The organism is Cellulomonas fimi, assembly GCF_028583725.1.
Taxonomy (GTDB): Bacteria; Actinomycetota; Actinomycetes; order Actinomycetales; family Cellulomonadaceae; genus Cellulomonas; species Cellulomonas fimi_B.
Window position 1 is genome coordinate 3811587 of record NZ_CP110680.1, and the last position, 25387, is coordinate 3836973.

General features: G+C 74.8%; 25 protein-coding genes and 1 pseudogene. 6 read left to right on the plus strand and 20 right to left on the minus strand.

What is annotated here, in order from left to right:
* Positions 1–18 precede the first annotated feature (18 nt).
* The 5 genes from rlmB to OOT42_RS17180 form a co-directional block, all read right to left on the minus strand.
* Complete coding sequence (gene rlmB, locus OOT42_RS17160) at positions 19–1023, minus strand: 23S rRNA (guanosine(2251)-2'-O)-methyltransferase RlmB (RefSeq protein WP_273652364.1); 1005 nt, start codon at positions 1021–1023, stop codon at positions 19–21.
* 83 nt (positions 1024–1106) lie between these two features.
* The gene (gene cysS, locus OOT42_RS17165) at positions 1107–2531 is read right to left on the minus strand and encodes a cysteine--tRNA ligase (RefSeq protein ID WP_273652365.1); all 1425 of its coding nucleotides are present in this window, start codon (positions 2529–2531) and stop codon (positions 1107–1109) included.
* A gap of 112 nt (positions 2532–2643) precedes the next feature.
* On the minus strand, positions 2644–3879 hold the full coding sequence (locus OOT42_RS17170) for an alanine racemase (protein WP_273652366.1): 1236 nt from the start codon (positions 3877–3879) through the stop codon (positions 2644–2646).
* Complete coding sequence (locus OOT42_RS17175; RefSeq protein ID WP_273652367.1) at positions 3876–5174, minus strand: MFS transporter; 1299 nt, start codon at positions 5172–5174, stop codon at positions 3876–3878. Before OOT42_RS17175 ends, OOT42_RS17170 begins: the two co-directional genes overlap by 4 nt.
* Positions 5171–5842: a TetR/AcrR family transcriptional regulator gene (locus OOT42_RS17180; protein WP_273652368.1), complete on the minus strand. Its 672-nt coding sequence runs from the start codon at positions 5840–5842 to the stop codon at positions 5171–5173. The genes OOT42_RS17175 and OOT42_RS17180 overlap by 4 nt, the downstream gene beginning before the upstream one ends.
* Positions 5843–6005: 163 nt before the next feature.
* On the opposite strand from OOT42_RS17180, the gene OOT42_RS17185 reads away from it, so the two are divergent.
* Complete coding sequence (locus tag OOT42_RS17185; RefSeq protein ID WP_273652369.1) at positions 6006–7373, plus strand: D-arabinono-1,4-lactone oxidase; 1368 nt, start codon at positions 6006–6008, stop codon at positions 7371–7373.
* A 121-nt stretch (positions 7374–7494) separates the two neighbouring features.
* Positions 7495–8445 (plus strand): quinone oxidoreductase family protein, encoded by a 951-nt coding sequence (locus OOT42_RS17190; protein WP_273652370.1) that lies wholly within the window; start codon positions 7495–7497, stop codon positions 8443–8445.
* Positions 8446–8547: 102 nt separating this feature from the next.
* Here the strand turns inward: OOT42_RS17190 and OOT42_RS17195 are convergent, their stop codons facing one another.
* Together OOT42_RS17195 and OOT42_RS17200 are read right to left on the minus strand one after the other, a co-directional pair.
* Positions 8548–8778 (minus strand): hypothetical protein, encoded by a 231-nt coding sequence (locus OOT42_RS17195; RefSeq protein ID WP_273652371.1) that lies wholly within the window; start codon positions 8776–8778, stop codon positions 8548–8550.
* Between the two features lie 68 nt (positions 8779–8846).
* Positions 8847–9758, minus strand: coding sequence for a LysR family transcriptional regulator (locus OOT42_RS17200; protein ID WP_273652372.1), 912 nt, complete (start codon positions 9756–9758; stop codon positions 8847–8849).
* Positions 9759–9854: 96 nt separating this feature from the next.
* Here OOT42_RS17200 and OOT42_RS17205 point away from each other — a divergent pair, with 96 nt between their 5' ends.
* Positions 9855–10916 carry an EamA family transporter gene (locus tag OOT42_RS17205; protein WP_423775924.1) on the plus strand — a complete coding sequence of 354 codons (1062 nt, stop codon included), beginning with the start codon at positions 9855–9857 and terminating at the stop codon, positions 10914–10916.
* On the opposite strand, the pseudogene OOT42_RS17210 reads toward OOT42_RS17205, so the two are convergent.
* The 3 genes and pseudogenes from OOT42_RS17210 to OOT42_RS17220 all read right to left on the minus strand — a co-directional run.
* Positions 10838–11260 (minus strand): annotated as a pseudogene (locus OOT42_RS17210) (2-C-methyl-D-erythritol 2,4-cyclodiphosphate synthase); the annotation flags it as partial. The gene OOT42_RS17205 and the pseudogene OOT42_RS17210 sit on opposite strands and share 79 nt — an antisense overlap.
* Positions 11257–12117, minus strand: coding sequence for a 2-C-methyl-D-erythritol 4-phosphate cytidylyltransferase (gene ispD / locus OOT42_RS17215; protein ID WP_273652374.1), 861 nt, complete (start codon positions 12115–12117; stop codon positions 11257–11259). The pseudogene OOT42_RS17210 and the gene ispD, both read right to left, overlap by 4 nt.
* Positions 12118–12163: 46 nt before the next feature.
* Positions 12164–12646 (minus strand): CarD family transcriptional regulator, encoded by a 483-nt coding sequence (locus tag OOT42_RS17220; RefSeq protein ID WP_013769765.1) that lies wholly within the window; start codon positions 12644–12646, stop codon positions 12164–12166.
* Between the two features lie 345 nt (positions 12647–12991).
* Between OOT42_RS17220 and OOT42_RS17225 the strand changes: the two genes are divergently transcribed.
* Complete coding sequence (locus OOT42_RS17225) at positions 12992–13573, plus strand: hypothetical protein (protein ID WP_273652375.1); 582 nt, start codon at positions 12992–12994, stop codon at positions 13571–13573.
* A 91-nt stretch (positions 13574–13664) separates the two neighbouring features.
* On the opposite strand, the gene pstB is transcribed toward OOT42_RS17225, so the two are convergent.
* The 8 genes from pstB to OOT42_RS17265 all read right to left on the minus strand — a co-directional run bounded on the left by pstB (position 13665) and on the right by OOT42_RS17265 (position 20751).
* Positions 13665–14444, minus strand: coding sequence for a phosphate ABC transporter ATP-binding protein PstB (pstB, locus tag OOT42_RS17230; RefSeq protein WP_273652376.1), 780 nt, complete (start codon positions 14442–14444; stop codon positions 13665–13667).
* 9 nt (positions 14445–14453) lie between these two features.
* The gene (gene pstA, locus OOT42_RS17235; protein WP_273652377.1) at positions 14454–15413 is read right to left on the minus strand and encodes a phosphate ABC transporter permease PstA; all 960 of its coding nucleotides are present in this window, start codon (positions 15411–15413) and stop codon (positions 14454–14456) included.
* The gene (pstC, locus tag OOT42_RS17240; RefSeq protein ID WP_273652378.1) at positions 15413–16432 is read right to left on the minus strand and encodes a phosphate ABC transporter permease subunit PstC; all 1020 of its coding nucleotides are present in this window, start codon (positions 16430–16432) and stop codon (positions 15413–15415) included. The genes pstA and pstC overlap by 1 nt, the downstream gene beginning before the upstream one ends.
* Positions 16433–16522: 90 nt before the next feature.
* Entirely contained in the window at positions 16523–17635 is a 1113-nt protein-coding gene (pstS, locus tag OOT42_RS17245) for a phosphate ABC transporter substrate-binding protein PstS (RefSeq protein WP_273652379.1), read from the minus strand.
* Between the two features lie 154 nt (positions 17636–17789).
* Complete coding sequence (locus OOT42_RS17250; protein WP_273652380.1) at positions 17790–18506, minus strand: response regulator transcription factor; 717 nt, start codon at positions 18504–18506, stop codon at positions 17790–17792.
* Positions 18503–19708, minus strand: a complete 1206-nt coding sequence (locus OOT42_RS17255) for a sensor histidine kinase (protein WP_273652381.1) — start codon at positions 19706–19708, stop codon at positions 18503–18505. The genes OOT42_RS17250 and OOT42_RS17255 overlap by 4 nt, the downstream gene beginning before the upstream one ends.
* Positions 19709–19836: 128 nt before the next feature.
* Positions 19837–20319 (minus strand): DUF1269 domain-containing protein, encoded by a 483-nt coding sequence (locus tag OOT42_RS17260; RefSeq protein ID WP_273652382.1) that lies wholly within the window; start codon positions 20317–20319, stop codon positions 19837–19839.
* 30 nt (positions 20320–20349) lie between these two features.
* The gene (locus tag OOT42_RS17265) at positions 20350–20751 is read right to left on the minus strand and encodes a DUF7144 family membrane protein (RefSeq protein ID WP_273652383.1); all 402 of its coding nucleotides are present in this window, start codon (positions 20749–20751) and stop codon (positions 20350–20352) included.
* A gap of 206 nt (positions 20752–20957) precedes the next feature.
* Here OOT42_RS17265 and OOT42_RS17270 point away from each other — a divergent pair, with 206 nt between their 5' ends.
* The gene (locus tag OOT42_RS17270) at positions 20958–21179 is read left to right on the plus strand and encodes a hypothetical protein (protein WP_273652384.1); all 222 of its coding nucleotides are present in this window, start codon (positions 20958–20960) and stop codon (positions 21177–21179) included.
* Between the two features lie 33 nt (positions 21180–21212).
* Here the strand turns inward: OOT42_RS17270 and OOT42_RS17275 are convergent, their stop codons facing one another.
* Positions 21213–23621 carry a LuxR C-terminal-related transcriptional regulator gene (locus tag OOT42_RS17275; protein WP_273652385.1) on the minus strand — a complete coding sequence of 803 codons (2409 nt, stop codon included), beginning with the start codon at positions 23619–23621 and terminating at the stop codon, positions 21213–21215.
* 235 nt (positions 23622–23856) lie between these two features.
* Here OOT42_RS17275 and phoU point away from each other — a divergent pair, with 235 nt between their 5' ends.
* A complete protein-coding gene (gene phoU / locus OOT42_RS17280) occupies positions 23857–24522 on the plus strand; it encodes a phosphate signaling complex protein PhoU (protein ID WP_273652386.1) in 666 nt (221 codons plus the stop codon).
* 114 nt (positions 24523–24636) lie between these two features.
* Here the strand turns inward: phoU and OOT42_RS17285 are convergent, their stop codons facing one another.
* On the minus strand, positions 24637–25377 hold the full coding sequence (locus OOT42_RS17285) for a phosphoglyceromutase (RefSeq protein WP_273652387.1): 741 nt from the start codon (positions 25375–25377) through the stop codon (positions 24637–24639).
* Positions 25378–25387: the final 10 nt, after the last annotated feature.

Consider the following 25387-nt stretch of genomic DNA (forward strand, 5'->3'; position numbering starts at 1 on the left):
CCCGCCGCGCCCTCGTCGTCAGGAGGCGCGGCGGCGCGCGACCTCGTACAGGGCGATGCCCGCGGCGACCCCGGCGTTGAGCGACTCGACGGCCGAGGCGATCGGGATGGACGCGATCGCGTCGCACTGCTCGCGCACGAGCCGGGACAGGCCCTTGCCCTCCGAGCCGACGACGAGCACGAGCGGGTCCTCGGCGAACGCGATGTCGCCGATCGCGACCTCGCCGCCGCCGTCGAGCCCGACGACGAACACGCCCGCCTCGCGGTACGCCTGCAGGGTGCGCACGAGGTTCTTCACGCGCGCGACGGGCACGCGTGCCGCGGCACCCGCGGACACCTTCCACGCGGAGGCGGTGACGCCCGCGGCACGCCGCTCGGGCACGAGCACGCCGTGCGCGCCGAACGCGCCCGCGGACCGCAGCACGGCGCCGAGGTTGCGCGGGTCGGTCACGCCGTCGAGCGCGACGACCAGAGCCGGCTGCTCCGACGCCTCGGCGGCGTCGAGCAGGTCCTCGTCGTCGGCGTACGCGTACGGCGGCACCTGGATCGCGACGCCCTGGTGGACGGACCCGTCGGTGAGCCGGTCGAGCTCGGTGCGGCTGACCTCGAGCAGCGGGTAGCCGGCCTCGGCGGCGGTCGAGACGATCTCGCGCGTGCGGTCGTCGGCCTCGAGCCGCGCCGCGAGGTACACGGTCGACACCGGGATCCCGGCCCGCAGCGCCTCGACGACCGAGTTCCGCCCGGAGACGATCTCGTGGGTCGACGACGTGCGTCCGCCGCGTCCCCCGGCGGCGCTGCGCGACGCGCCCGCCGCCCGCTGACCCGACCGGCCCTGGCCGGCGACCGCGCGCTTCTCCGCCGCGACCTTCTTCTTGTACGCCGCGTGGTACGGGCGGTCCTCGGCCTTCGGCGTCGGCCCCTTGCCCTCGAGCGACTTGCGGCCGTGCCCGCCCGTACCGACGGACGCGCCCTTCTTCGAGCCCGGCTTGCGGGTCGCGCCTCGGCGCTGGGAGTTGCCGGCCATGGGTGCTGTCTCCTACGTGTGGTGGTGCGTACGTCTGGTGCGGTGTCGGCCCGCGCGCGTGTCGGTGCGGGCCGCGGTGGCGGTCAGGACTCGGGTCGCAGGGACCAGCGGGCCCCGGTCGGTGAGTCCTCGACGACGATCCCGGCGGCCGCGAGGCGGTCACGGATCGCGTCGGCGGTGGCGAAGTCACGGTCGGCGCGAGCCTGCGCCCGGGCGTCGAGCTGACCGGCGACGACCGCGTCGAGCGCCCGCGCGTACCGCTCGTCGCCGCCGCGCGCCGCCCACTGCGGGCTGCCCGGGTCGAGCCCGAGGACGTCGAGCATCGCGCGCAGCGCGACCATCTCGGTCCGGGCCACGACGAGGTCGCCCGACGCGAGCGCGCCGTTGCCGAGGCGCAGGTGCTCGTGCACGACCGCGAGCGCGGCGGGCACGTTGAGGTCGTCGTCCATCGCGGCGACGAACGCGTCGGGCAGGTCGGCCTTGGCGACCTCGTCGAGGTCCGCGGCGCCCACCTTCTCGGCCGCGCGCTCCACGAACCCGGCGAGGCGGTCCCACGTGGCCTCGGCCTCGCGCAGCGAGTCGTCGGTCCACTCGAGCATCGACCGGTACTGCACGGCCGTGAGCGCATAACGGAGCACTGCGGCGCGGACGCCCTGGAGGACGACGTCGACGAGCAGCCCGTTGCCGAGCGACTTGCTCATCTTCGCGCCGCCCTGCGTGACCCAGCCGTTGTGCAGCCAGTACTGCGCGAACCCGTACCCGGCGGCGTGCGACTGCGCCTGCTCGTTCTCGTGGTGCGGGAACCGCAGGTCGAGCCCGCCGCCGTGGATGTCGAACGCGTCGCCGAGGTAGCGCCGCGCCATCGCCGAGCACTCGAGGTGCCAGCCCGGCCGTGCGCGGCCCCACGGCGTCTCCCACGACGCGCTCGCCGGCTCTCCCGGCTTGGGCGACTTCCAGAGCGCGAAGTCGCGGGCGTCGCGCTTCGTGACGCCCGACGCGTCGTCCGGGGCGGGGACCATGTCGTCGACGCGCTGGTTGGTGAGCGCCCCGTACTCCGGGTAGGAGCGGACGTCGAACCAGACGTCGCCCGGGCCGGTCGCGTACGCGTGGCCCGCCTCGACGAGCCGGTCGACCAGGTCGACCATCGCCGGGACGTGCCCCGTCGCGCGCGGCTCGTAGGTGGGCGGCAGCACGCCGAGCGCGTCGTACGCCGCGGTGAACTCGCGCTCGTTGGTCATGGCCCACGCCCACCACGGCTCACCCGCGTCGGCGGCCTTGGCGAGGATCTTGTCGTCGATGTCCGTGACGTTGCGGACGAGCGTCACGCGGTGGCCCGTCCGGCGCAGCCAGCGCACGAGCACGTCGAACGCGACGCCGGACCGGACGTGGCCGATGTGCGGAGGTGCCTGGACGGTCGCGCCGCACAGGTAGATGCCGACCTCGCCCGCGGTGAGCGGGACGAAGTCGCGCACCGTGCGGGTCGCGGTGTCGAACAGGCGCAGGGTCACGCCCGTCATCGTACGGGTCCTCTCCTCACCGCCGCCGCCGTCGCGGCTGCTCACCGGGGGTCGCGCACCGGCGCCGGGCGCGCACACCCGAGCGGGAGCGGTCCGGCGGTCGTCAGCCGAAGGTGCGGCCCTCGCCGCGGTACGTCGGCACCGACGCCTCGACGGTGGTGCCCCGGACGAGGTGCACGGTCGCGAACCGCTCCATCACCTCACCGGCCTTGGCGTGCCGGAACCAGACCCGGTCCCCGACGCGCAGGTCGGCGCCCGACGCCAGCCGCAGCGGCGTCTGCACCTCCCCCGCTCCCTCCCGGCCGGTGAGCGCGAGCCCGTCGGGCCACACGGGCCGGGGCAGCCGCGTCTTCACGGCCGGGCCGGACGCGACGTACCCGCCGCCGAACACGGTCGCCCAGCCCGGGCCGGGCACGCGCACGACGTCGAGGCCGAAGTACGCGGCGGGCCGCGGTGTGAACGACCGGTAGGCGTCGAACAGGGTCGGCACGAACAGGCCGGACCCGGCGGTGACCTCGGTGACGGTGCCGTCGGAGACGCTCGTCTCGACCGACCCCGACCCGCCCGAGTTCACGAGGTCGAGCGGGTGCCCGACGGCGTCCTGCACGGCCTCGACGACGGCCGCGCGGCGCACCGCGAGGTCGGCGACGGACAGCCGCTTGACGGCCCGGACGGCGGGGCTGGTGTCGGGCAGCCCGGCCACCTGCGCCTCGTAGAACATGACGCCGCGCACCACGAGCGGCCCGCGGGCCTCCACGGCGGCGGCCAGCACCGCGGCGTCGGCCGCGGAGTGCACGGGTGACCGGCGGACGCCGAGGTGCGCACGCAGCGGACCGAGCCGCACCCGCAGGGACGCGTCGACGTCGAGGCAGACCCTCAGCGTCGTGCCGTGCGCGGTCGCGGCGGCCGCGGCGAGGTCGGCCTGCGCGACGTCGTCGACCATGAGTGTCACGGCCGCGGCGGCGCGCGGGTCGGCGGCGAGCTCGTCGAGCGCGCCCGTGTCGACGCTCGGGTAGCCGAGCAGCACGTCGTGGACGCCCTCGCGCGCGAGCCACACGGCCTCGCGCACCGAGTACGCCATGACGCCGGCGAACCCGGGCCGGCCGAGCACGTCGTGCAGGACGTGCCGGACGCGCACCGACTTCGAGGCGACCCGGACGGGAGTGCCGCCGGCCCGGCGGACCAGGTCGGTCGCGTTCGCGTCGAGCGCGTCGAGGTCGATGACCGCGAGCGGCGCGGCCAGGCCGCGGGTGGCCTCGTCGAGCCGGGCGCCGAGCGTGCGCGTCGTCGCGTCGGGCTGCGGCGCCGGCCGGGCGGTCGCGCGGGTGCTGGTCGTCACCGGACCTCCTCGTCGGTCGACCGGACCGTACCGCCCGACGCGGTGACGGGGCCGGCGGACCCCGCCAGGGCCTCGGACCCGCCCGCGCCGGGGGCGGCCGTCCCGCGCCGCCCGAACCGTGGCGCGACCACGGCGACGGCGACGACGAGGAGCACGGGGACGACGAAGCCGGCGCGCAGCGTCGACCCGGACCCGATGGCACCGACGAGGACGCCGCCGAGGACCGCCCCGACGTAGTTGAAGACGTTGAGCCGCGCGACGACGGCGTCCGCGTGCCCGGGGGCGAGCGCGCCGGCGGCGGAGAAGCACAGCGGCGCGATGACGCCGAGGCCCGCACCGGTGACCGCGAAGCCGAGCAGCGCGACGGGCGTGCCGGGCGCGACGACGACGAGCGTGAGCCCGACGGCGCCGACGACGGCCGCGACCCGCACGACGGCGGCACGCCCGTGCCGGCGCACCAGCGGGTCGCCCGCGACGCGCGAGACGAGCGTCGTCGCCAGGTAGGCCGCGTAGCCGAGCGGCGCGATGCGGGACGTCGCGTCGAGGACGTCGCCGAGGTAGATGGTCGACCACGTCGAGACGGCGGTGTCGGCGACGTAGTAGGCGACGACGCCGAGCCCGAGCAGCAGCACGGGTCCCCACGGCACGCGTCCGGCCACGTCGGCGCCGGTGTCGGCCGCGGTCTCGGCCGCGCGGTCGCGGTGCCAGCCGGCGACGGCGACGAGGAAGGCCGCGAGCGAGGCGACGAGGATGCCGGACCAGAGCACGAACGCCACGGGCCCGAGCGACACGGTCCCGGCAGTCACGGAAACGAGCACGGCGCCGGCGATGCCGCCGACGGACCAGGCGGCGTAGAACCCGGTGAGCAGCGACCGTCCGTAGGCGCGCTGCACGGACACGGCCTGCATGTTGGTCCCGGCGTCGACGAGCCCCAGCCCGAGCCCGTAGACGGCGAACCCGAGCACGAGCACCGCGAAGGTCGGCGCGGCGGACACGACGGCGACGGCGGTCACGAGCACGGACAGGCCGGCGGCGAGCGCCCCGCGGCTGCCCGCGCGACCCCGCGCGACGCGATCGGCGACGAGCGTGCCGAGGGCCGCGAGCGCGCACACGCCGAGGACGACGAGCGTGATCTGCCCGTCGCCGACGCCGTACCGGTCCTTGAACTGCTCGAGGCTGGTCAGCAGGAGCGCGTAGACGAAACCCTGCGCCGCGAACCCGCCGGACGTCGCGACCCGGGCGCGCCGGGCCGCGGTGCTGACGATGCTGCTCCCCCTGGTGGCGGCGGCGCTCACGCGGTGGACTGCTCGTCCGCGCGGGCGGACGTGTCGTGCGGCAGGCCGTGGTCGAGCGCCTCGGGCGCGAGCTCGACGGGCACCGCCATCGCGGCGAGGTACTGGCCGAAGCCCTGCAGACCGCGTCGTGCGGCCTCGGAGTCGCCGTCGACGAGCCACGCGAGCGAGAAGCCGTCGACGACGGCGACGACGGCCCGGGCGACCTGCGCGCGCGGCACGGTCCAGCCGACGTGCGCGGCCTTCTCGACGAGCTCGAGCACCTGTTCGGCAGCGGACCACTGCCCGCGGTACTGCTCGATCGCGACCTGGTTGAGCTCGGCGTGCCGCAGCGACGACGTCGTGAGCTCGTACGACAGGAGCTGAGGGCCGCGCGCGGACGCGATGGTGTCCCACAGCGCGTCGAGGACGGCACCGACGATGGTGCCGACGTCGGCACCCTCGGGCAGGTCGTCGAGGCTGCGGGCGAGGTTCTGGTTGGTGATGGCGTGCGCCATCGACCGCAGCAGCTCGTCCTTGTCCTGGAAGCAGTAGTGCACGACGCCGAGCGAGACGCCGGCCTCCGCGGCGATGGCGCGCACGGTCGCGGCGTCGATGCCGTCGCGGCTGGCGACGGTGAGCGCAGCCTCGATCAGCTGCTCGCGCCTCTCGGCGACGGGCAAGCGGTTCATCCGGGTCCCCTCCCTCGATGCGCCCGTCCCTCACCGGCCCGACCGCCGGTGCGCGAGGTGCGGGTCGCGTCTCCCCACGCCATATCTCAATGTTCCTCGTGACGATAGTCAAGGTGTGTTCGCACTTGACTTGGACAACCGCCCAGGAGGAACGTTTGTCACGATGGGAAAAACGTCGGCCGCCGCCCCGTGGCAGAACTGGGCCCGCACCGCGCACGCGACCCCGCGCAGCGTGGCGCACCCGCGTGACCTGGGCGAACTGGCCGCGACGGTGCGCGCCGCGGCACATGCGGGGCTGCGTGTGCGGGCCGTCGGGGGCGGCCACTCCTTCACCCCCGCGGCGGTCACCGACGGCGTCCAGCTGCACCTCGACGCGCTCGACGCACTCGAGCGTGTCGCCCCGCAGCCCGACGGCACGACGCACGTCACGGTGGGCGCCGGCATCCGCCTGCGCGCGCTCAACACGCTGCTCGCGCAGCACGGCCTCGCGATGCGCAACCTCGGCGACATCGACAAGCAGTCGATCGCGGGCGCCGTCTCGACCGGCACGCACGGCACCGGCTCACGGCTCGGCGGGCTCGCGACGCAGGTCGTCGGCGCACGGCTCGTGCTCGCCGACGGCGACGTGCTCGACGTGTCGGCGACGCGGCACCCGGAGCTCTTCGAGCTCGCGCGTCTCGGGCTCGGCAGCGTGGGCGTGCTCGCGGCCGTGACGCTCGAGGTGGTCCCCGCGTTCCGCCTCGAGGCGCGCGAGGAGCCGTGGCCGCTGGACCGCGTCCTGGAGGAGCTCGACGGGCCCGACGGCCTCGTCGACGGCAACGACCACTTCGAGTTCTACTGGTTCCCGCACACCCGCCGGGCGCTCACCAAGCGCAACAACCGGGTGCCCGACGACGTCGTCCGCCCGCTGCACCCCGTGCGGTCGTGGATCGACGACGAGCTCCTGTCCAACGCGATGTTCGCGGTCACCAACCGCATCGCGACGCTCGTCCCGCCCGCGACCGTCGGCATCAACCAGCTGAGCAGCCGCGCCCTGTCCGCCCGCCGCTACACCGCGCCGTCCGCCGAGGTGTTCGTCTCGCCGCGTCGCGTCCGCTTCCGCGAGATGGAGTACGCGGTCCCGCGCGAGCGGATCGCCGACGTGCTCGCCGAGGTCGACGCGTGGATCGAGTCCTCGGGCGAGCGCCTCCCGTTCCCGGTCGAGGTCCGCTTCGCCGCCCCCGACGACCTGTGGCTGTCGACCGCGCACGGCCGGCCCACGGCCTATCTCGCGGTGCACCAGAACGTGCACCTGCCGTACACGCGGTACTTCACGGCGGTCGAGCGGATCGCGGCCCAGGTCGGCGGCCGCCCGCACTGGGGCAAGCTGCACTGGCTCGACGCGGACGACCTCGCGCGCGTCTACCCGCGGTTCTGCGACGCTCAGCGCGTGCGGGCGCAGGCCGACCCCGGCGGCGCGTTCAGCAACGCCTACCTCGACCAGGTCCTCGGGCCCGTGCCGCACGACGAGCAGGCACCGCGCGCCGCCTGAGCACCACGGCGCTGGACGCCCGACCAGGCCGGCCCGCCGGCGATCACTCGTGCGAGTGATGGTGTCCATGCGGACGCATCCACCCTGGCGGCCGACGGGTGACCGGTGCAGGCTGTGGCGGGTGAGTGTCACGAGCAGGGCTGTCGTCGCGACCGCGTTCGGTGGGCCGGAGGTGCTCCGCACCGTCGAGACCGCACCCGCAGACCCCGGACCGGGCCACGTGCTCCTCGAGGTCCGCGCCGCCGCCGTCAACCCGATCGACTGGAAGATGTACGCGCCCGGGCCGGGCAACGACCCCGCGAGGCTGCCGATCCGGCTCGGCCTCGAGGTCGCGGGGGTCGTCACCGCCGTCGGCCCGGCCGTGCGCTGGCTCACCGTCGGCGACGAGGTGATCGCGTGGCGCGTCACCGGCGGCTACGCCTCGCACCTGGAGGTGTCGGAGCAGGTCACGTGCCGTCGACCGCGCACGCTCGACTGGGCCGCCGCGTCCGGGCTGCTGCTCGTCGGCACCACCGCGGTGCACACGCTGTCCGCGACCGGCACGCACGACGGTGACGTCGTCCTCGTGCACGGCGGCTCCGGCGGCGTCGGCCGCATGGCCGTGCAGCTGGCCGCCCTGCGTGGCGCGCGCGTCATCGCGACCGGCTCGCCCGAGACGCACGACGACCTGCGCGAGCTCGGTGCCGTCCCGGTCGCGCACGGTCCCGGGCTGCTCGACCGGGTGCGCGAGGCCGAGCGGACGACCGGACCGGTCACGGTCGCGATCGACACCGTCGGGTCCGACGAGGCGCTCGACGTCTCCGTCGCGGTCGTCGCGGACCGGCTCCGCGTCGCCACCATCGCCGGCTTCGGCCGCGCGGGCGACCTGGGCATCCGGGCACTCGGCGGGGGCCCGGGCGCCGACCCGGGCACCGCGGTCCGGGAGGCGGCGCGCGCCCAGCTCGCGGAGCTCGCCGCCGACGGCTCGCTCGACGTCAAGGTCGCGCGGACCTTCCCGCTCGACGAGGCGGCGGAGGCCCACCGGACGAGCCGCGAGGGGCACGCGCGCGGCAAGCTGGTCCTGATCCCCTGACCGCGCCTGCGCCGACCGGCGGCCCGTCAGGCGGCTCCCGCGGGGGCATGACCGCGACCGTGATCGCCGGGCGCCCGTCCGGAGCCGGTCCGGTGGTGGTCGTCAGAACGTGACGGGCGGCGGGGTGCCCTCGGCGAGGGTGCGGCGGCGCTCGTCGTCCAGACCGACCAGGCCCTGCTCGGTCGCGGCCAGCACCTCGGCCGGGACGCGGACGCGCAGCCGGACGCGGTTGCCGGGCTGACGCAGCGGAAGGGCGCCCGAGCCGGAGCGGGCAGCCGAGAGCGCTCCCACGCCCTCAGGCGCGGGCCCCGGCTCCTCGGACCACTCCGTCACGACCCGGGACGCTAGCGCAGGACGGGCGCCCGCGCGAGCCCCCGAGGGGGTGGAGGTGCGGAGCGCGCTCAGGACGGTCGCGGCCCGCCGATCCGGTCCGCGAGCACGCGCAGCTCGTCGAGCACGCGCCGCACCACGACACGCTCCGCCCGGTCCGCGCGCAGCAGCGCGTCGATGCGCCGCCCGGCCCGGACGTCCGCGAGCGGGACGAGGCGCACGCGCGGGTCGTCGCCGAACGTGTAGCGCGGCAGCAGCGCGACGCCGTGACCTACGGCGACGAACGACGCGGCGACGTGGAAGTCGTTGATGCGGTGGACGACGCGGGGCGCGTCACCGGAGCGGCGGGCGACCGCGGCGAGGACCGTGGCCACCGGGAAGCCCTCACGGACGGCGACCCAGTCGACGCCGGCGAGGTCGCCGGGCGGCACGGACCGGCGGCGGGCGAACGGGTGGTCGGGCGGGACGGCGACGTCGAGGGGCTCGCGCAGCAGGGGGACGACGCGGACGCCGGGCGCCGCCCAGGGTCGGCCGTCGTCGGGGCGGTGCGCGACCACGACGTCGACGCGGTCGGTCAGGGCGACGAAGTCGTCCTGCGCCACGTCCTCGTCGGAGCACTCGACGACGACCCCGTCCAGCGCGGCCACCCGGCTCAGCAGGCCGGGCAGGAGCAGCTGTGCGCCGCTCTGGAACGCGCTGACCCGCACGACGCCCACCGGGCGGGCGAGGTAGGCGTCGACGGCCCCGCGCGCGCGTTCGAGCGCCACGGCGACGTCGACCGCGGCGTCGGCGAGCGCGACCCCCGCGGCGGTGAGCCGCAGCCCGCGGCCGACGCGCTCGGTGAGCGGGACGCCGACCTCGCGCTGCAGCCCGGCGACGTGCTGCGACACGGCGGACGGTGTGAGGTGCAGCGCCGCGGCGGCCGCGGTCACGCCGCCCTGGACGTGCACGGCGCGCAGGATCTCGAGGGAGCGGGCGTCCACGCCGTCGACGCTAGCGCGGATCGTTCAGCGTCGCTGCATCATCGGATCGCGACAACTCGATGGTGCTGAAGGGTCGCGCCCGTCCATGCTGACGACGTGACCGCCCGCGACCGCGCCCTCGCCGTCCTCGTCGCCGTGCTGTGGGGCCTGAACTTCACGGCCATCCACCTGCAGCTCGAGCAGTTCCCGCCGTTCCTGCTCGTCGCGCTCCGCTTCGCGCTCATCGCGGTGCCGACCGTGCTCCTCGTCCGACGCCCTGCCGCGCCGTGGCGGTGGGTGCTGCTCTACGGCCTCGGGTTCGGCGTCCTGCAGTTCCTGTTCCTCTACCTGGCGATGGACTCCGGCATGCCGACGGGCCTCGCGTCGCTCGTGCTCCAGTCGTCCGCACCCTTCACCGTCGTGCTCGCGGCGGCGCTGCTGCGCGAGCGGATCACTGCGCGGCAGGGCGTGGGCGTCGGGGTCGCGGTCGTCGGGCTCGGCGGGATCGCGCTGCACCGGGCGGGCCTCGACGGCGGCGCGACGCTGCTGCCCGTCGTGCTCACCTTGTGCGGCGGGCTCGGGTGGGCCGTCGGGAACCTCGGGAACCGCCTCGCGATGCGCGCCGCCCCCGGCGAGCCGCTGCGGCTCCTGCTCTGGATGTCCGTCGTGCCGCCGCTGCCGATGCTCGCCGCGTCGCTCGTCGTCGAGGGGCCGGAGCGCATCGCGGCGTCGTTCGACGGGCTCGCGACCGCGCAGGGGCTGCTCGCGGTCGGCGGGCTCCTCTACACGGTCCTCATCGGCACGCTGCTCGGCTCGGGCCTGTGGACCGCACTCATGGGCCGGCACCCGTCGAGCACCGTCGCACCGTTCTCGATGCTCGTGCCGGTCGCCGGGATCGCCGCGTCGTGGCTCCTGCTGCGCGAGCCGACCCCGCTCGTCGAGATCGCGTGGGGCGTCGTCGTGGTCGGCGGCGTGCTGCTCGGCAGCACGCGCGCCGCGCCGCGGTGGTGGCCGGGCGGCTCGCGTCAGCCGGCGACGGGGACGACGAGCGCCGTGGCGACCGCCGCGACACCCTCGCCGCGACCGGTCAGCCCCAGCCCGTCCGACGTCGTCGCCGACACCGTGACGGGTGCCCCCGCGGCCGACGACAGCGCCGCCTCCGCCTCGGCGCGCCGCTGACCCAGCCGCGGGCGGTTGCCGATCACCTGCACCGCGACGTTGCCGACCTCGAACCCGGCCGCCCGGACGCGACGCGCGGCCTCCGCGAGCAGCGTCGTGCCCGCGGCACCCTTCCACTGCGGCTCCGAGGTGCCGAAGTTCGACCCGAGGTCGCCCAGGCCCGACGCCGACAGCAGCGCGTCCGCGGCTGCGTGCGCGGCGACGTCCGCGTCGGAGTGGCCCGCGAGCGGCCGCTCCCCCGGCCACGCCAGCCCGGCGAGGTGCAGCACCGCGTCGGGCGCGGGGTCGGGGTCGTAGGCGTGCACGTCGACGCCGATCCCCGTCCGGGGCAGCGGCACGGTCACAGGGCCTCCTCGACGGGGACGGGTGCGGGTCGGGCCGTACCACCGGGTGCGGCGGCCTTGGGCGACACGTCGGGCTGCTCGGAACCGGCCCGCGCCGCGTTGGCGCCCAAGACGAGCTCGGCGACCGCGAGGTCACGTGCGGTGGTGACCTTGGCGGCGTCCTCGTGGCCCGCGACGACCCAGACCGCGCCACCGGCCAGCTCGACGAGCCCCGCGTCGTCGGACGCGGCGAGCGCCTCGTCGTGCGCGACGTGCGCCCCGTGCGCGTGGGCGGCGGCCAGGACGTCGAGGCGGAAGCCCTGCGGCGTCTGCACGGCGCGCAGGTCGCCGCGGGGCACGGTCCGGACGACCGGCTCGACGGCCGGGGACGTCACGTCCTCCCGGAGCGCGTCGGTGCGGGCCTCGGGCGCTCCCACCTGCTTGACGGTGTCCGTCACGGGGACCCCCGGGACGACGGCGTCGTGACCGGACCGCACGGCCTCGACGACGCGCGCGACGAGCGCGGGCGGCACCAGGGGTCGCGCGGCGTCGTGGACGAGCACGACGTCGACGCCGTCGCGCGACGCGAGGACGTCGAGCGCGGCGGCGACGGACGACTGCCGCGTCGGCCCCCCACGCACGACGACCACGTCGCCACCGAGCCCCTCGAGGAGGGAGCGGACGGTGTCGACGTGGTCGGCGGGTGCGGTGACGACGAGCGTCCCGACCTGCTCACCGTCCGAGGTGCGGGCGGTGAGCAGCCGGCGCGCGGCGTGCACGACGAGCGGTTCGCCACCGAGCGGCACGAGGGCCTTCGGCAGCGTGTGGCCGAGCCGGGAACCGCTCCCGGCGGCCGTGAGGACGGCGGCGACGCTCACCGGGACGCGGGGGCGAGGTGGGCGTGGCCGACGTGTTCGACGAGGGTCAGGACGCGAGGACCTCGTCGAGGATCGCCTCGGCCTTCTCCTCCTCGGTGTGCTCGGCCAGTGCGAGCTCCGAGACGAGGATCTGACGGGCCTTGGCGAGCATGCGCTTCTCGCCCGCGGACAGGCCGCGGTCGGCGTCACGACGCGACAGGTCGCGCACGACCTCCGCGACCTTGATGACGTCGCCCGAGGCGAGCTTCTCGAGGTTGGCCTTGTAACGGCGCGACCAGTTGGTCGGCTCCTCCGTGTACGGGGCGCGCAGCACCTCGAACACCCGGTCGAGGCCCTCCTGGCCCACGACGTCACGCACACCCACGAGGTCGACGTTCTCCGCCGGTACCTCGATGGTCAGGTCCCCCTGTGCGACCTTGAGCTTGAGGTAGATCTTGTCCTCTCCGCGGATGGTCCTGGTCTTGATCTCTTCGATCAACGCTGCACCGTGGTGCGGGTAGACAACGGTCTCCCCAACAGTGAAAGTCATCTGCAGGCGTCCCCTTTCGCAGACGTGTATCTTATCACGCCCGATTTGACTCCCCGACGGCGTGAGACCTGCATCACTGCAGGTCAGCGCGGTCCTCGTCGGCGGGACTGCATCCCCGACGCCTCGCCACGCGGGACGTCGGACCCACGACCTGGGCGAACGTCCCGGTAGGTTCCTCCCGGGCAGGTCGCGCGCGTGCGCCGCACCGGGCGCGCCCGCCGGACGGCTAGGCTTGCCGTGCGGTCGTCTACGGAGCCCGCCGGCAGCCGTCGGCACTCCCCGAGGGCGGCCGTCGACCTGACCGGATCCCCGCCACAGGGGCACCCGACGCCCCGAGGAGTCATCGTGACCTCGCCCCGCCCCCGCACCCCCCGGCTCCTCGCGCTCGCCGGCGCGACCGCCGCCGCGCTCGCGCTCGCGGGCTGCTCGGCCACCAACCCGATCACGACGCAGGACGAGTACGCGGCGTCCGACGGCGTGCGCGTCACGGTCGGCGAGATCCGGGGCGACAACCTGCTCGTGCTGTCCGACGGTGACGGCGCGCCCGGCGTGCTGCACGGGGGCCTCGTGAACGACGGCTCCGAGGACGAGCGCGTGACGTTCACGTTCGAGGGCGCCGAGCCGACGACGGTCGACGTCCCCGCGGGCGCCACGGTGCTGCTCGACGGCACCGACGAGGACGGCCGCGCCGACGTGCGGCTCACCGCGGTCGACACGATCCCGGGCGGTCTCGTCTCGCTGACGCTGGGCACCGACACGTGGGGCTCGTCGACGTTCGACGTCCCGGTCCTCGACGGCACGCTCCCCGAGTACGCGGGCCTGGTCCCGACGCCCACGCCGACCGCGACGCCCACGCCCACGCCGACGGCCACCGAGACGGCGGCCGTGGAGCCCACGCCGTCGCCGACGGAGACGTCGCAGGACTGACGCTCCCGCCCCGTACGCACGCGCACGAAGGCCCGACCGGATCGCCCGGTCGGGCCTTCGCCGCTCCCGGGACGCGCCCGGACGGCCGCGGTCAGCCGAAGCGGCCCGAGATGTAGTCCTCGGTGGACTGCTCGCGCGGCGAGGAGAAGATCGTCGAGGTGTCGTCGATCTCGACCAGGCGGCCCGGCTGGCCGGTGCCGGCGAGGTTGAAGAACGCGGTCCGGTCGGACACGCGCGCGGCCTGCTGCATGTTGTGGGTGACGATCACGATCGTGTAGCTCGCCTTGAGCTCGGCGATGAGGTCCTCGATCGCGAGGGTCGAGATGGGGTCGAGCGCGGAGCACGGCTCGTCCATGAGCAGCACCTGCGGCCGCACGGCGATGGCGCGCGCGATGCACAGACGCTGCTGCTGACCGCCGGACAGGCCCGAGCCGGGGCGGTCGAGGCGGTCCTTGACCTCGTTCCAGAGGTTCGCGCCGCGCAGCGACGCCTCGACGAGGTCCTGCGCGTCGCCCTTCGACATGCGGCGGTTGTTGAGCCGCACGCCCGCGAGCACGTTCTCGGCGATCGACATCGTCGGGAACGGGTTGGGGCGCTGGAACACCATGCCGACCTGGCGGCGGACCGCGACGGGGTCGATGTCGTTGCCGTAGAGGTCGACGCCGTCCATCGCGACGGTGCCCTCGACGCGAGCGCCCGGGATGACCTCGTGCATGCGGTTGAGCGTCCGCAGGAACGTCGACTTGCCGCACCCGGACGGGCCGATGAAGGCCGTGACCGAGCGGGGCTCGATGGCCATCTCGACGTCCGCGACGGCGCGGAAGTCGCCGTAGTAGATGTTGAGGTCCTTGACGTCGATGCGCTGAGACATGCGGGGTCCTTAGCCGAGGTTCTTGGGAGCGAAGAAGCGGGTGATGAGGCGCGCGACCAGGTTGAGCAGCATGACGATGAGGATCAGCGTCAGCGCGGCGGCCCAGGCCCGGTCGTAGTTGATGGTCGCGACGCAGTCGACGGCGTCCGGCGCGCACGGCACGAGGCCCTGCTGGTACTGCCGGTACACGTAGACGGGCAGCGTCATCATGCGGCCCTCGAACAGGTTGAAGTTGATCGAGTCGATGACGCCGACCGTGACGAGCAGCGGCGCGGTCTCGCCGATGACGCGCGCGATGGCGATCATCACGCCCGTGCCGATGCCCGCGACGGCGGTGCGCAGGACGACCTTGACGATCGTGAGCCAGCGGGGGACGCCGAGCGCGAGCGCGGCCTCGCGCAGCTCGTTGGGCACGAGCCGCAGCATCTCCTCGCAGGACCGCACGACGACCGGGATCATCAGGACGGACAGCGCGACCGACCCGACGATGCCCATGCGGACACCCGGGCCGAGGATGACGGCGAACAGCGCGTACGCGAACAGGCCCGCGACGATCGACGGGATGCCCGTCATGACGTCGACGAAGAACGTCACCGAGCGCGCGAGCGCGCCGCGCCCGTACTCGACGAGGTAGATGGCGGTGAGCAGGCCGATCGGCACCGAGATGAGCGTCGCGAACAGCGTGATCTCGACCGTGCCGACGATCGCGTGGTAGATGCCGCCGGCGTCCATGCCGCCGAACACGCCGCGCATCGAGTGCGTGAGGAAGTACGCGTCGAACCGCTCGATGCCGTTCGCGATCACGGTCCACGTGACCGAGACCAGCGGCAGCATCGCCACGGCGAACGCGGCGACGACGAGCCCCGTCATGAACCGGTCGCGGCGACGGCGACCCTTGTCGACGGTCGACAGCACCCGGCGCAGGTCGGCGTTCGCCGCGGGGGCGACCGGTGCGGTGGCGGCGGTCATCAGTTGGCTCCCGAGAAGTCCTTGCGGCGCGCGACGATCGCGCGGGCGGCCATGTTGACGAGCAGCGTGATGACGAACAGCGCGAGACCCGTCGCGATGAGCGCCGAGACGCCCAGCGGGTTCGCCTCGGGGAACTGCGCCGCGATGTTCGCGGCGATCGTCTGCTGCTGGCCGGCGGCGAGCAGGTAGAACGAGTAGAGGAACCCGGGCGACAGGATCATCAGGACGGCCATCGTCTCGCCCAGCGCGCGGCCGAGGCCCAGCATCGCGGCGGAGATGATGCCCGAGCGCGCGAACGGCAGCACGGCGGTGCGGATCATCTCCCAGCGGGTCGCGCCGAGCGCGAGCGCCGCCTCCTCGTGCAGCCGCGGGGTCTGCAGGAACACCTCGCGGCTCACGGCGGTGATGATCGGCAGCAGCATCACGGCGAGGACCAGCCCGACCGTCAGGATGACGCGCGCGGTGGGCGACACGTCGCCGCCGAACAGCGGGATCCAGCCGAGGTACTCGTTGAGCCACGCCCAGACCGGCTGCACGAGCGGCGCGAGCACGAGCGCGCCCCACAGGCCGTACACGACCGACGGGATCGCGGCGAGCAGGTCGACCAGGTAGCCGAGGCCCGACGCGAGCCGGCGCGGCGCGTAGTGCGAGATGAACAGGGCGATCCCGAGCGCGATCGGCGTCGCGATCAGCAGCGCGAGCGCGGCGGCCAGGACCGTGCCGAACACGAGCGGGCCGACGAACGCGGCCAGCGAGTCCGCGCCGCGCAGCCACGTGATCTTCTCGGTCAGCTCGGCGGCCGGCGTCGTGAGCGCGGGCCACGCGCGCAGCACGAGGAAGACCGCGACCGCGGCGAGGACGACCAGGATGAGGGTGCCCGCGCCCGTCGCGGCCCAGCGGAACACGCGGCTCGCGCCCCGGTCCCGCACGCGGCCGGAGCGGCGCAGGGGCGGGGCGGTGCGCGACGGCGGCCCGTCGCTGCGTCGGCCCGCCGTCGGGGGGCTCGTCGTACTGGTCACGGTTCTCCTGTGAGATCGAAGAGGGGCGACGTGCGAGGAGCCGGTGACCGACCCGCATCCCCCCGGTGCGGGCCGGTCACCGGCGTGCCGTCACGCGGCGGCGATCGCCTCGACGGCAGCCTGCGCGTCGGCCGCGAGCGCGTCCGACAGGGGCGCGGAGCCCGCGGCCTGGGCGGCGGCCTCCTGGCCCTCGGTGCTCACGACGTAGCCGAGGAAGCCCTTGACCAGGTCGGCCGTCGCGGCGTCCTCGTACTGGAGGCACGCGACCGCGTACGAGACGAGGAACAGCGGGTAGGCACCCGACTCCGTGGTCTCCCGGTCGATGTCGATCACGATGTCGTGCTCGGTGCGGCCCTCGGCGCGCGGCGACGCGTCGAGCGCGGCCGCGACGGCGTCCGCCGACGGGGCCACCCACTCCTCGCCGACCTTGATCGACGCCTTGCCGAGCGAGCCGGCGGCCGACTCGTCCGCGTAGGTGATCGTGCCGTTGCCACCCTGGACCGTCTGGATCACGCCGGACGTGCCCTGCGCGGACTCGCCGCCCTCGAGCGGCCAGTTGCCGTCGGCCTCGTGGGCCCACGCGCCGCCCGACGCCTTGCCGAGCCAGTCGGTGAAGTTCTTCGTCGTGCCCGACTCGTCGAGGCGGTGCACGGGCGTGATCGCGACCGCGGGCAGCTCCGTGTCGGGGTTCTCAGCGGCGATCTCCGGGGCGTCCCAGCTGGTGATCGTGCCCTGGAAGATGCCGGCGATGGTCGTCGCCGAGAGGTTGAGCTCGGTGATGCCCTCGAGGTTGAAGACGACGGCGATGGGGCTGACGTAGACGGGGATGTCGATCGCGTCGGCCGAGCAGGTCTCCTGCGCGGTCGCGAGCTCCTCCTCGTCCAGGGCCGAGTCGGTGCCGGCGAACTGCACGGCGCCCTCGAGGAACTGGGTGCGGCCGCCGCCCGAGCCGACCGGGTCGTAGTTGACGGTGACGTCGGGGTTGCCGCTCTGGAAGCCGGCGCGCCACGCGTCCATGGCCTTCTCCTGCGACGAGGCGCCCGCACCGTTGAGCTCACCGCTGAGGGTGCTGACGCTCTCGTCGGACCCGGAGGTCGCGTCGCCGGAGCCGGTCGGGTCGTCCGATCCGCACGCCGCGAGGGCGAGGGCGAGAGCGCCGGTGAGGGCGACCGCCCCGGCGCGGCGGTGGAGGGAGAGCTTCACTGTGGGTCCGTCCTTTCGTGCGCGCACCGGGGTGTGCGCGGCGAGGCCGACGGTAGGAAGCCCACGTGACGCGCCGGACGGCGGTGGGTGAACCCGGGGTGAACGGTGGCCGACGAAGTGCGCGGCGGTGTCCGGGGACGTGTCCCTGGTGGGACTACGCCTCTTCGAGCTTGTAGCCCAGGCCGCGGACCGTCAGCAGCAACGTGGGGTTGGCCGGGTCCTCCTCGATCTTGGCGCGCACACGCTTGACGTGGACGTCGAGCGTCTTGGTGTCGCCGACGTAGTCGGAGCCCCAGATGCGGTCGATGAGCTGCCCGCGGGTCAGGACGCGTCCGGCGTTGCGCAGCAGCATCTCGAGGAGCTCGAACTCCTTGAGCGGGAACGGCACGACCTCGCCGCGCACCTTCACCGTGTGCCGGTCGACGTCGAGCTCGACGGGTCCGCTGACGAGCAGCTCCTCCTCGACGGCCGGGCCGGCCGGTGCGGCGGCGGCCCCGGCGGTCACGGCGGCCTCCCGGCGGCGCAGCACCGCACGCATGCGGGCGAGCAGCTCGCGCGACGAGTACGGCTTGGTGACGTAGTCGTCGGCGCCGAGCTCCAGGCCGACGACCTTGTCGATCTCGTCGTCCTTCGCGGTGAGCATGATGACGGGCACGTCGCTCGTCAGGCGCAGGCGGCGGCACACCTCGGTGCCGGGCAGGCCGGGCAGCATGAGGTCGAGCAGCACGAGGTCGGCGCCGTGCTCCTCGAACCGCTCGAGCGCCTCGGGGCCGGTCGCCGCCGTCACGACGTCGTACCCCTCGCGCTCGAGCTGGTACGTCAACGGCTCCCGGTACGACTCCTCGTCCTCGACGAGCAGGATGCGGGTCATGAGGCGTTCCGCCGCACGGTGTCTCCCTGGGGGATGGTCGCGGACGGCGGCAGGTCGACGACGTCCGAGGAGGTGAGGTCGGCGCGCGGCAGGCGGATCGTGAACGTCGACCCGCGGCCCGGCTGCGACCAGACGGCCACGTCGCCGCCGTGGTCCGCGGCGACGTGCTTGACGATGGACAGGCCGAGCCCGGTGCCGCCCGTGTCGCGCGAGCGCGCGGGGTCGACACGGTAGAACCGCTCGAACACGCGCTCCTGCTCGGCGGCCGGGATGCCGATGCCCTCGTCGACGACGGCGATCTCGACGAGGTCGTCGACCTCGCGCACGCCGACCCCGACGTGCGCGGCCTCGCCCGAGTAGGCGACCGCGTTGTCGACGAGGTTCCGCACCGCGGTGACGAGCAGGTCGTGCTGGCCGAGGACGCGGGTCCCGCGCACGCCGCCGATGTCGAGCCGCACCTTCTTCGCGTCGGCGCGCGTGCGGGCGCGGTCGACGGCCTCGGTCAGCACCGCGTCGACGTCGACCATCGCGACCTGGCCGACCGCACCGGCCACCTGGAGGCGGGACAGCTCGATGATCTCGTGCACCAGCGCGGACAGGCGCGCGGCCTCGGCCTGCATCCGGTCGGTGAAGCGGCGCACGGCGTCGGGGTCGTCGGCCGCGTCGTGCACGGTCTCCGCGAGGAGCTGCAGCGCCCCGACCGGTGTCTTGAGCTCGTGCGAGACGTTGACGACGAAGTCGCGGCGCATCGCCTCGATCCGGCGGGCCTGCGTGAGGTCCTCCGCGAGCACGAGCACGTGGCGGGGCGTCACCTGCGCGACGCGGACCTGCACCATGAGGATCCCGGAGCCGACCGGACCGCGCGGGACCTCAAGCTCCTCGTCGAGGATCACGCCGTCGCGGCGCACCGCCGCGATCATCTCCCGGATGGACGCCGGCACGATCCGGCCGTCGCGGACCAGGCCGAGCGCGTGCGCGGGCGCGCTGGCCCGCACGACCGTGTCGTCCTCGTCGAGCACGATCGCCGCCGAGCGCAGCACCGCGAGCGCGCGCACCAGGCCGTCGTCGAGCTCGGGCTCCGGCTGGGGCGCCGGGACCTTCTGGGCGCGCTCGCTCACGCGGAACGCCAGGGTGGCCCCGATACCGGTCAGCAGTCCGAGGCCGCCGGCGAGGAGCAGCGCAAGGCCGTCGAACCCGTCCACGCCCCCAGGGTAGGCCGCGAACGGCGGCGCACCGGCGACGGCGCACGTCTGCGCCGGGACCGTCGCCCAGCGTTCACCGAGCCGTCCGCGGCCGTTCACCGCCCGCCGGGAACGAGGTCGCGGAGCCGTCAGCCGAACGTCTCCAGCAGCGTCGAGCGCTCGCCCTCGGTGAGGTTCGTCGCGACCAGCGTCGAGTGCAGGCCGTGGAACCGCTCGCCGAGGCGGTCGAGGTCGCCGTCGGTCGTCACCGCGCACAGCAGCGACGTGCCGGGCGTGACCTGCTCGCGGATGGTGTCGAGCTGGGCCTGGTCGATGCCGACGGCCGCGACGGCCTTCGAGATCGAGCCGATCGCCGCACCCGCCGCCGCGCCGAGCAGCGGCACGAAGAAGATGCCGCCGAACAGCAGCCCCCAGAAGGCACCCCAGCCCGCACCGCGCTTCTTGTCGTCGTTGCTGTGGTGCACGTCCGGGCGGGACGCGTCCGCGGGCCACTCGACGAGCGCGTGGTCCACGATCGTCACGAGCCCGTCCTTCGCGGCCTCCTTGAGCGCGGTCTCGGCGTGCTTCGCACCGTCCGGGGTGTCGAACTTCCACGCGGTGAACGTCGTCATCGTGCGCCTTCCCTTCGTCCGTCCGGCCCGTCAGGAGACGGCCCGCTCGACCTCCTCGCCGTGGACGATCAGCGCCCACAGCACCACGACGTCCAGCACGATCACCGCGAGCGACCACCACGGCGTGATCGGCAGGGACACGAACTGCGCGACCAGGTTGAGCACGACGAGCACGCTGGCGGTCCACCGGGCCCAGGCGGCGCCCGTGAACAGCACGAGGCCCAGCGCCGTCATCGCGGCGCCCAGGACGAGGTGCACCCACCCCCACGTGGACACGTCGACGATCGTCACGCCCTGGCCGGACCACGCGAGCACCTTCTCCTCCGAGAAGACGGCGATCAGGCCGGCGACGACGTTGAACAACCCGACGGTGAGGAGGCAGAACGCGCCGAACCACACCCACCCGACCCAACCCGTCACCGTGCGCGCCATCGCCTGCCCCTCTCGTCGCCGGCGCAGCCCCGTCCGGGCCGCTCGCCGACACTGTCGCGCGGCACGTCAGGACGTCGCCTCACCCGCGTCGGGTGACTGGACGGCGCGCGTCGGGAGCCGGTCGGCGCATATCACCCGACGGGCGTGAGGCGACCCCGCCACCCCCGCCGCGACGCTGGTCCGGTCGGTCCGACGAGGGAGCTGCCGTGCTCTACCACATCCGCGTGGACGGGTCGCCGGGGGGTGCCGACCTGGAGCAGCTGCTGCGTGAGCACGCCGACGTGGTGGCGACGCCGACCCCCGACGGGACGGTGCTGTCCTGCCGCCTGCCCGACACCGCGGCGCTCACCGGTGTCGTCGCGCTGCTGCACGACCTGGGTCTCGTGCTCGTCGAGGCGCACGCCGTCCCCGAGCCCGGCGAGGAGTGACCCGCGTCGCGCGACGCGCGGCCGCGCGGACGGCTAGAGCAGCCCGCGCTCCGCGGCGACGCGGATCGCGTCCCGCCGCCCGGCCACCCCGAGCTTGCGGTAGATCGAGCGCTGGTGGGTCTTCACCGTGTTCGTCGACACGAACAGCGCGGCGGCGATCTCCGTGGTGGTCATCGTCGAGCGCAGCCGCACGAGCACCTGGTGCTCGCGCTCGGTGAGGTCGAGGTTGCCCCACCCCCCGCGCTGGGCCCGGCGTGGGGCGTCCCCCGCGACGAGGCTCGCGACGAGCGCCTCGTGCGTGCTCCCCCACCGCAGGTGCTCGAGCAGCAGCTCGTGCAGGACCGGCTCGAGCTCGACGAACGGGCGGCGGACCCCGGCAGGCTCGGCGACGTCGAGCGCACGCTCCAGCAGCCGGTGCGCGGCGTGCTCGTCGTCGGCGGCGACGGCGAGCGCCCGCTGGAGGACGGCGACGACGTCGACCGAGGTGCGGCAGTGCCCCGTCGCGATCCGCCCCAGCAGGTCGAGGCTCGCGTGGTCCTCGGCTCCCGGCGCGCCGGCCGGGGTCGCGTGCCGCGCCCGCCCCGTGTCGCCCGCCCGCAGCGCGTCCTCCACCCGACGCCGCGCTCCCTCGAAGCCCGCGCGGTCGTCCTGCGCGTGGCACACCAGTGCGAGCGTCGCCGCGGCCCGGACCGCGACCGCCTGCTGCGCGGGACCCGCGAGGACGAGCGCGTCCTCCAGGTCGGCGCGCGCGTCACCGAGCCGGTCCTGCCAGTACGCGACGAGCCCACGGACCAGGTGAGCGGGCGCGAGAGCACCGGTGCGGACGCCGTCGGCCGCGAGGAGGTCGACCGCGAGCGCGTCCGCGACCCCGAGCTCGCCGGCGTCGGCGAGCAGCAGGGCGCGCTCCGCACGGCATGCGCTCGCGACCGTGGGCAGCCCGACCGCGTCGGCCGCCGCCGCGCCGTGCGCGAGGTGCGCGGCGGCCGCGGCCGGGTCGACGCCGTCGTGCGCCTCGGTGCGACCGAGCAGGTACAGCGCGAGCGCACGGGTCGGCGGTGCGACGTCGGGGCCGTCCACGTCGACGGTCGGCGCCCGGTGCTCCTCGTGCGGCAGGCCGTCCGGGCCGACGGTCGACCCGAGCGCGCCGACGAGCACCTGCGCGAGGAGCTCGTCGTCGGGACCCCACGACGCCACGGCCCGCTGGATGTGCGGGAACACGGTCGGGTCGCCGCGCCCGTCGAGCAGGTCGGCGGCCGCCTGCGCGAGGAGCAGCCACGCGTCCCGTCGTCCCTGCGCGACGACGAGCGCGCACAGCCGGCGCAGCAGCGTCGTGTCCCCGGCGACGAGGACCTCGGGCCAGTGCGCGCGCAGGACGTCGACCGCGAGCGCGCCGTCACCGGCCGCGCACGCGTGCCGGACGGCTCCCGGCCAGTCCGTGTCGCGCCGGTGCAACGCGACCGTGCGGTGCGCCGCGGCGAGCGCGGCCGGGTCGCGCCGGGACAGCAGGACCCGGCACTGCGCGGCGAACAGCCCGTGCCAGCGGTAGGCGGTCGCGTCGGGCGTCGTCGCGGGCGTGAGGAAGAGCCCGCGGGCGACGCAGTCGTCGAGCAGCGTCGCGCCGCCGGGGACCAGCGCCTCCGCGAGGCCGGGGTCGACGACGTCGTCGACGGTCGCGCGCAGCACGAACGCCCCGAGCGCCGCCGGCAGCCCGGCGAGCACCTCGTCGACGACGTAGTCGGCCACGGGCACGGCCGTCGACGGGACTGCGCCCAGCCGCCGCGCGACGTCCGGCCCGGTCGCGACGCCCAGCAGGATCATGCGCACCGCGACGGCCCACCCGTCGGTGAGCGCGCGCAGCTGCTCGGCGCCCGCCCGGTCGAGCGTGACGCCCGCGGCCGCGGCCACCCGGACGACCTCCTCGGCCCCGAGCGCGAGCGACACGGCACGGACCTCCCCGAGCTCGCCCGCGACGCGCAGGCGGTGCAGCGGGACACCGGGGTCGGCGCGCGCCACGAGCACGAGCCGCAGCGCGGGCGGCGCGTACCGGACCAGCCGGCTCAGCACGTCGCGCGCGGTCGGCCCGTGCACCTCGTGCACGTCGTCGACGACGAGGACCAGCGGCGTCGTGCGCGGGCCCAGAGCCACGAGCAGCGCGTCGAGACGCCCGCGGGCGCCGGGGTCGGACGCGGCGGCGGCCCGTCGCAGGCCCGCCCGCTCGTCGTCGGTGACGGCGACGGCCACGGCGGCCTCGAGGCCACGCACCAACCGTGACGGGTCGTCGTCGGCGGCGTCGAGCGTGAGCCACGCGACGGGGTGGCCGCTCTGGGCGGCCCACGACGCGACGAGCGTCGTCTTGCCGAAACCGGCGGGGGCGACGACCGCGGCCACCCGGTGACCCGCGACGGCGGCCTCGAGCTCGGCCGTCGGACCCGGTCGGGGCACGACGTGGACCCCCAGGGGAGGTGTCGTGACCTTGACCCCTGGTGCCACCCCGCGCGCCTCCGGCCGGACGCCCACGAGGTGAACCTATCGGGCAATCGGGGCGGAGGCGAGACCATCCGGGTGACGTCTCTCCTGACGACCGCCGTCGCGCGTTCACCTCGGCGCGTCCAGCCGTTCACCTCGCGGTGCGAGCCTGACGGCCGCGCGGCACAGTGCCGCAGCAGGAGAGGACGGCATGCGGGACATCTTCGACGCCGAGCTGGCGCAGCTCGGCCACGACCTCGTCGCGATGAGCGGCCGGGTCGAGCGCGCGATCACCGACGCGGGTGTCGCGCTCCTCACGGCGGACCTGACGCTCGCCGAGTCGGTCATCGCCGCGGACGTCGAGATCGACGCGATCGAGCGTGACCTCGACGAGCGCTGCGTGCTGCTGCTCGCGCAGCAGCAGCCCGTCGCGACCGACCTGCGGATCGTCGTGTCGGCCCTGCGCATGAGCGCGACGCTCGAGCGGATGGGCGACCTCGCGCGGCACATCGCGCAGGTCGCGCGCGGCCGCTACCCCCGGCAGGCGATCCCGCACGGGCTGTCGGGCACGTTCACCGAGATGCACGACGCGGCCGTCCGCGTGGCGCGTCGCACGACGACGCTGCTCACCAACCACGAGCTGCCGCTGGCCGAGAGCATCGAGCAGGACGACGACCTCCTCGACGAGCTGCACGAGGACACGTTCGCCGCGCTGCTGTCGGGCGGCTGGGACGGGTCGATCCAGGAGGCCGTCGACGTGACGCTGCTCGGCCGGTACTACGAGCGCTTCGGCGACCACGGTGTGTCGATCGCGCGTCGCGTGACCTACCTCGTCACCGGCGTGCTGAGCCAGGAGCTCGACCGCTCGGCCAGCTGAGACCACGCTGACGTCGGGCGCGCCAGGACTGCAGCACCGCGGTCCCGCGCCGGACGGACGGAGGCGCCGCCACCCCTGCTCGGGTGGCGGCGCCTCCGTGGTCCTGCGGGCGGGTCAGCGACCCTGGTTCGCGACGGCCTTGATGGCCTCCGCGGCGGCCTCGGGGTCGAGGTACGTGCCGCCCTTCGTGACGGGCTTGAGGGTCTCCTCGTCGAGCTCGTAGAGCAGCGGGATGCCCGTCGGGATGTTGATGCCGGCGATGGTGTCGGCGTCGACGTCGTCGAGGTGCTTGACGATCGCGCGGATCGAGTTGCCGTGCGCGGCGACGAGGACCGTCTTGCGGGCCTGCAGGTCCGGCACGACGTCCGACTCCCAGTACGGCAGGGCCCGCTCGAGGACCTGCGCGAGCGCCTCGGCGCGCGGGATCGGCTCACCGGCGTAGCGCGGGTCGGCGTCCTGCGAGAACTCCGAGCCGAGCTCGATGTCCGGCGGCGGCACGTCGTAGGAGCGGCGCCAGAGCATGAACTGCTCCTCGCCGTACTCGGTGAGCGTCTGCTTCTTGTCCTTGCCCTGCAGCGCGCCGTAGTGGCGCTCGTTGAGGCGCCAGCTGCGCTTCACCGGGATCCAGAGGCGGTCCGCGGCGTCGAGCGCGTAGTTCGCGGTCGTGATCGCACGGCGCAGGAGCGACGTGTGCACGACGTCGGGCAGGACACCCGCGTCCGTGAGCAGCTTGCCGCCGCGCTTCGCCTCCTCGACGCCCTTCTCCGACAGGGGGACGTCCACCCAGCCGGTGAACAGGTTCTTGGCGTTCCACTCGCTCTCGCCGTGGCGGAGCAGCACGAGGGTGTAGGTCATGCGCCCATCC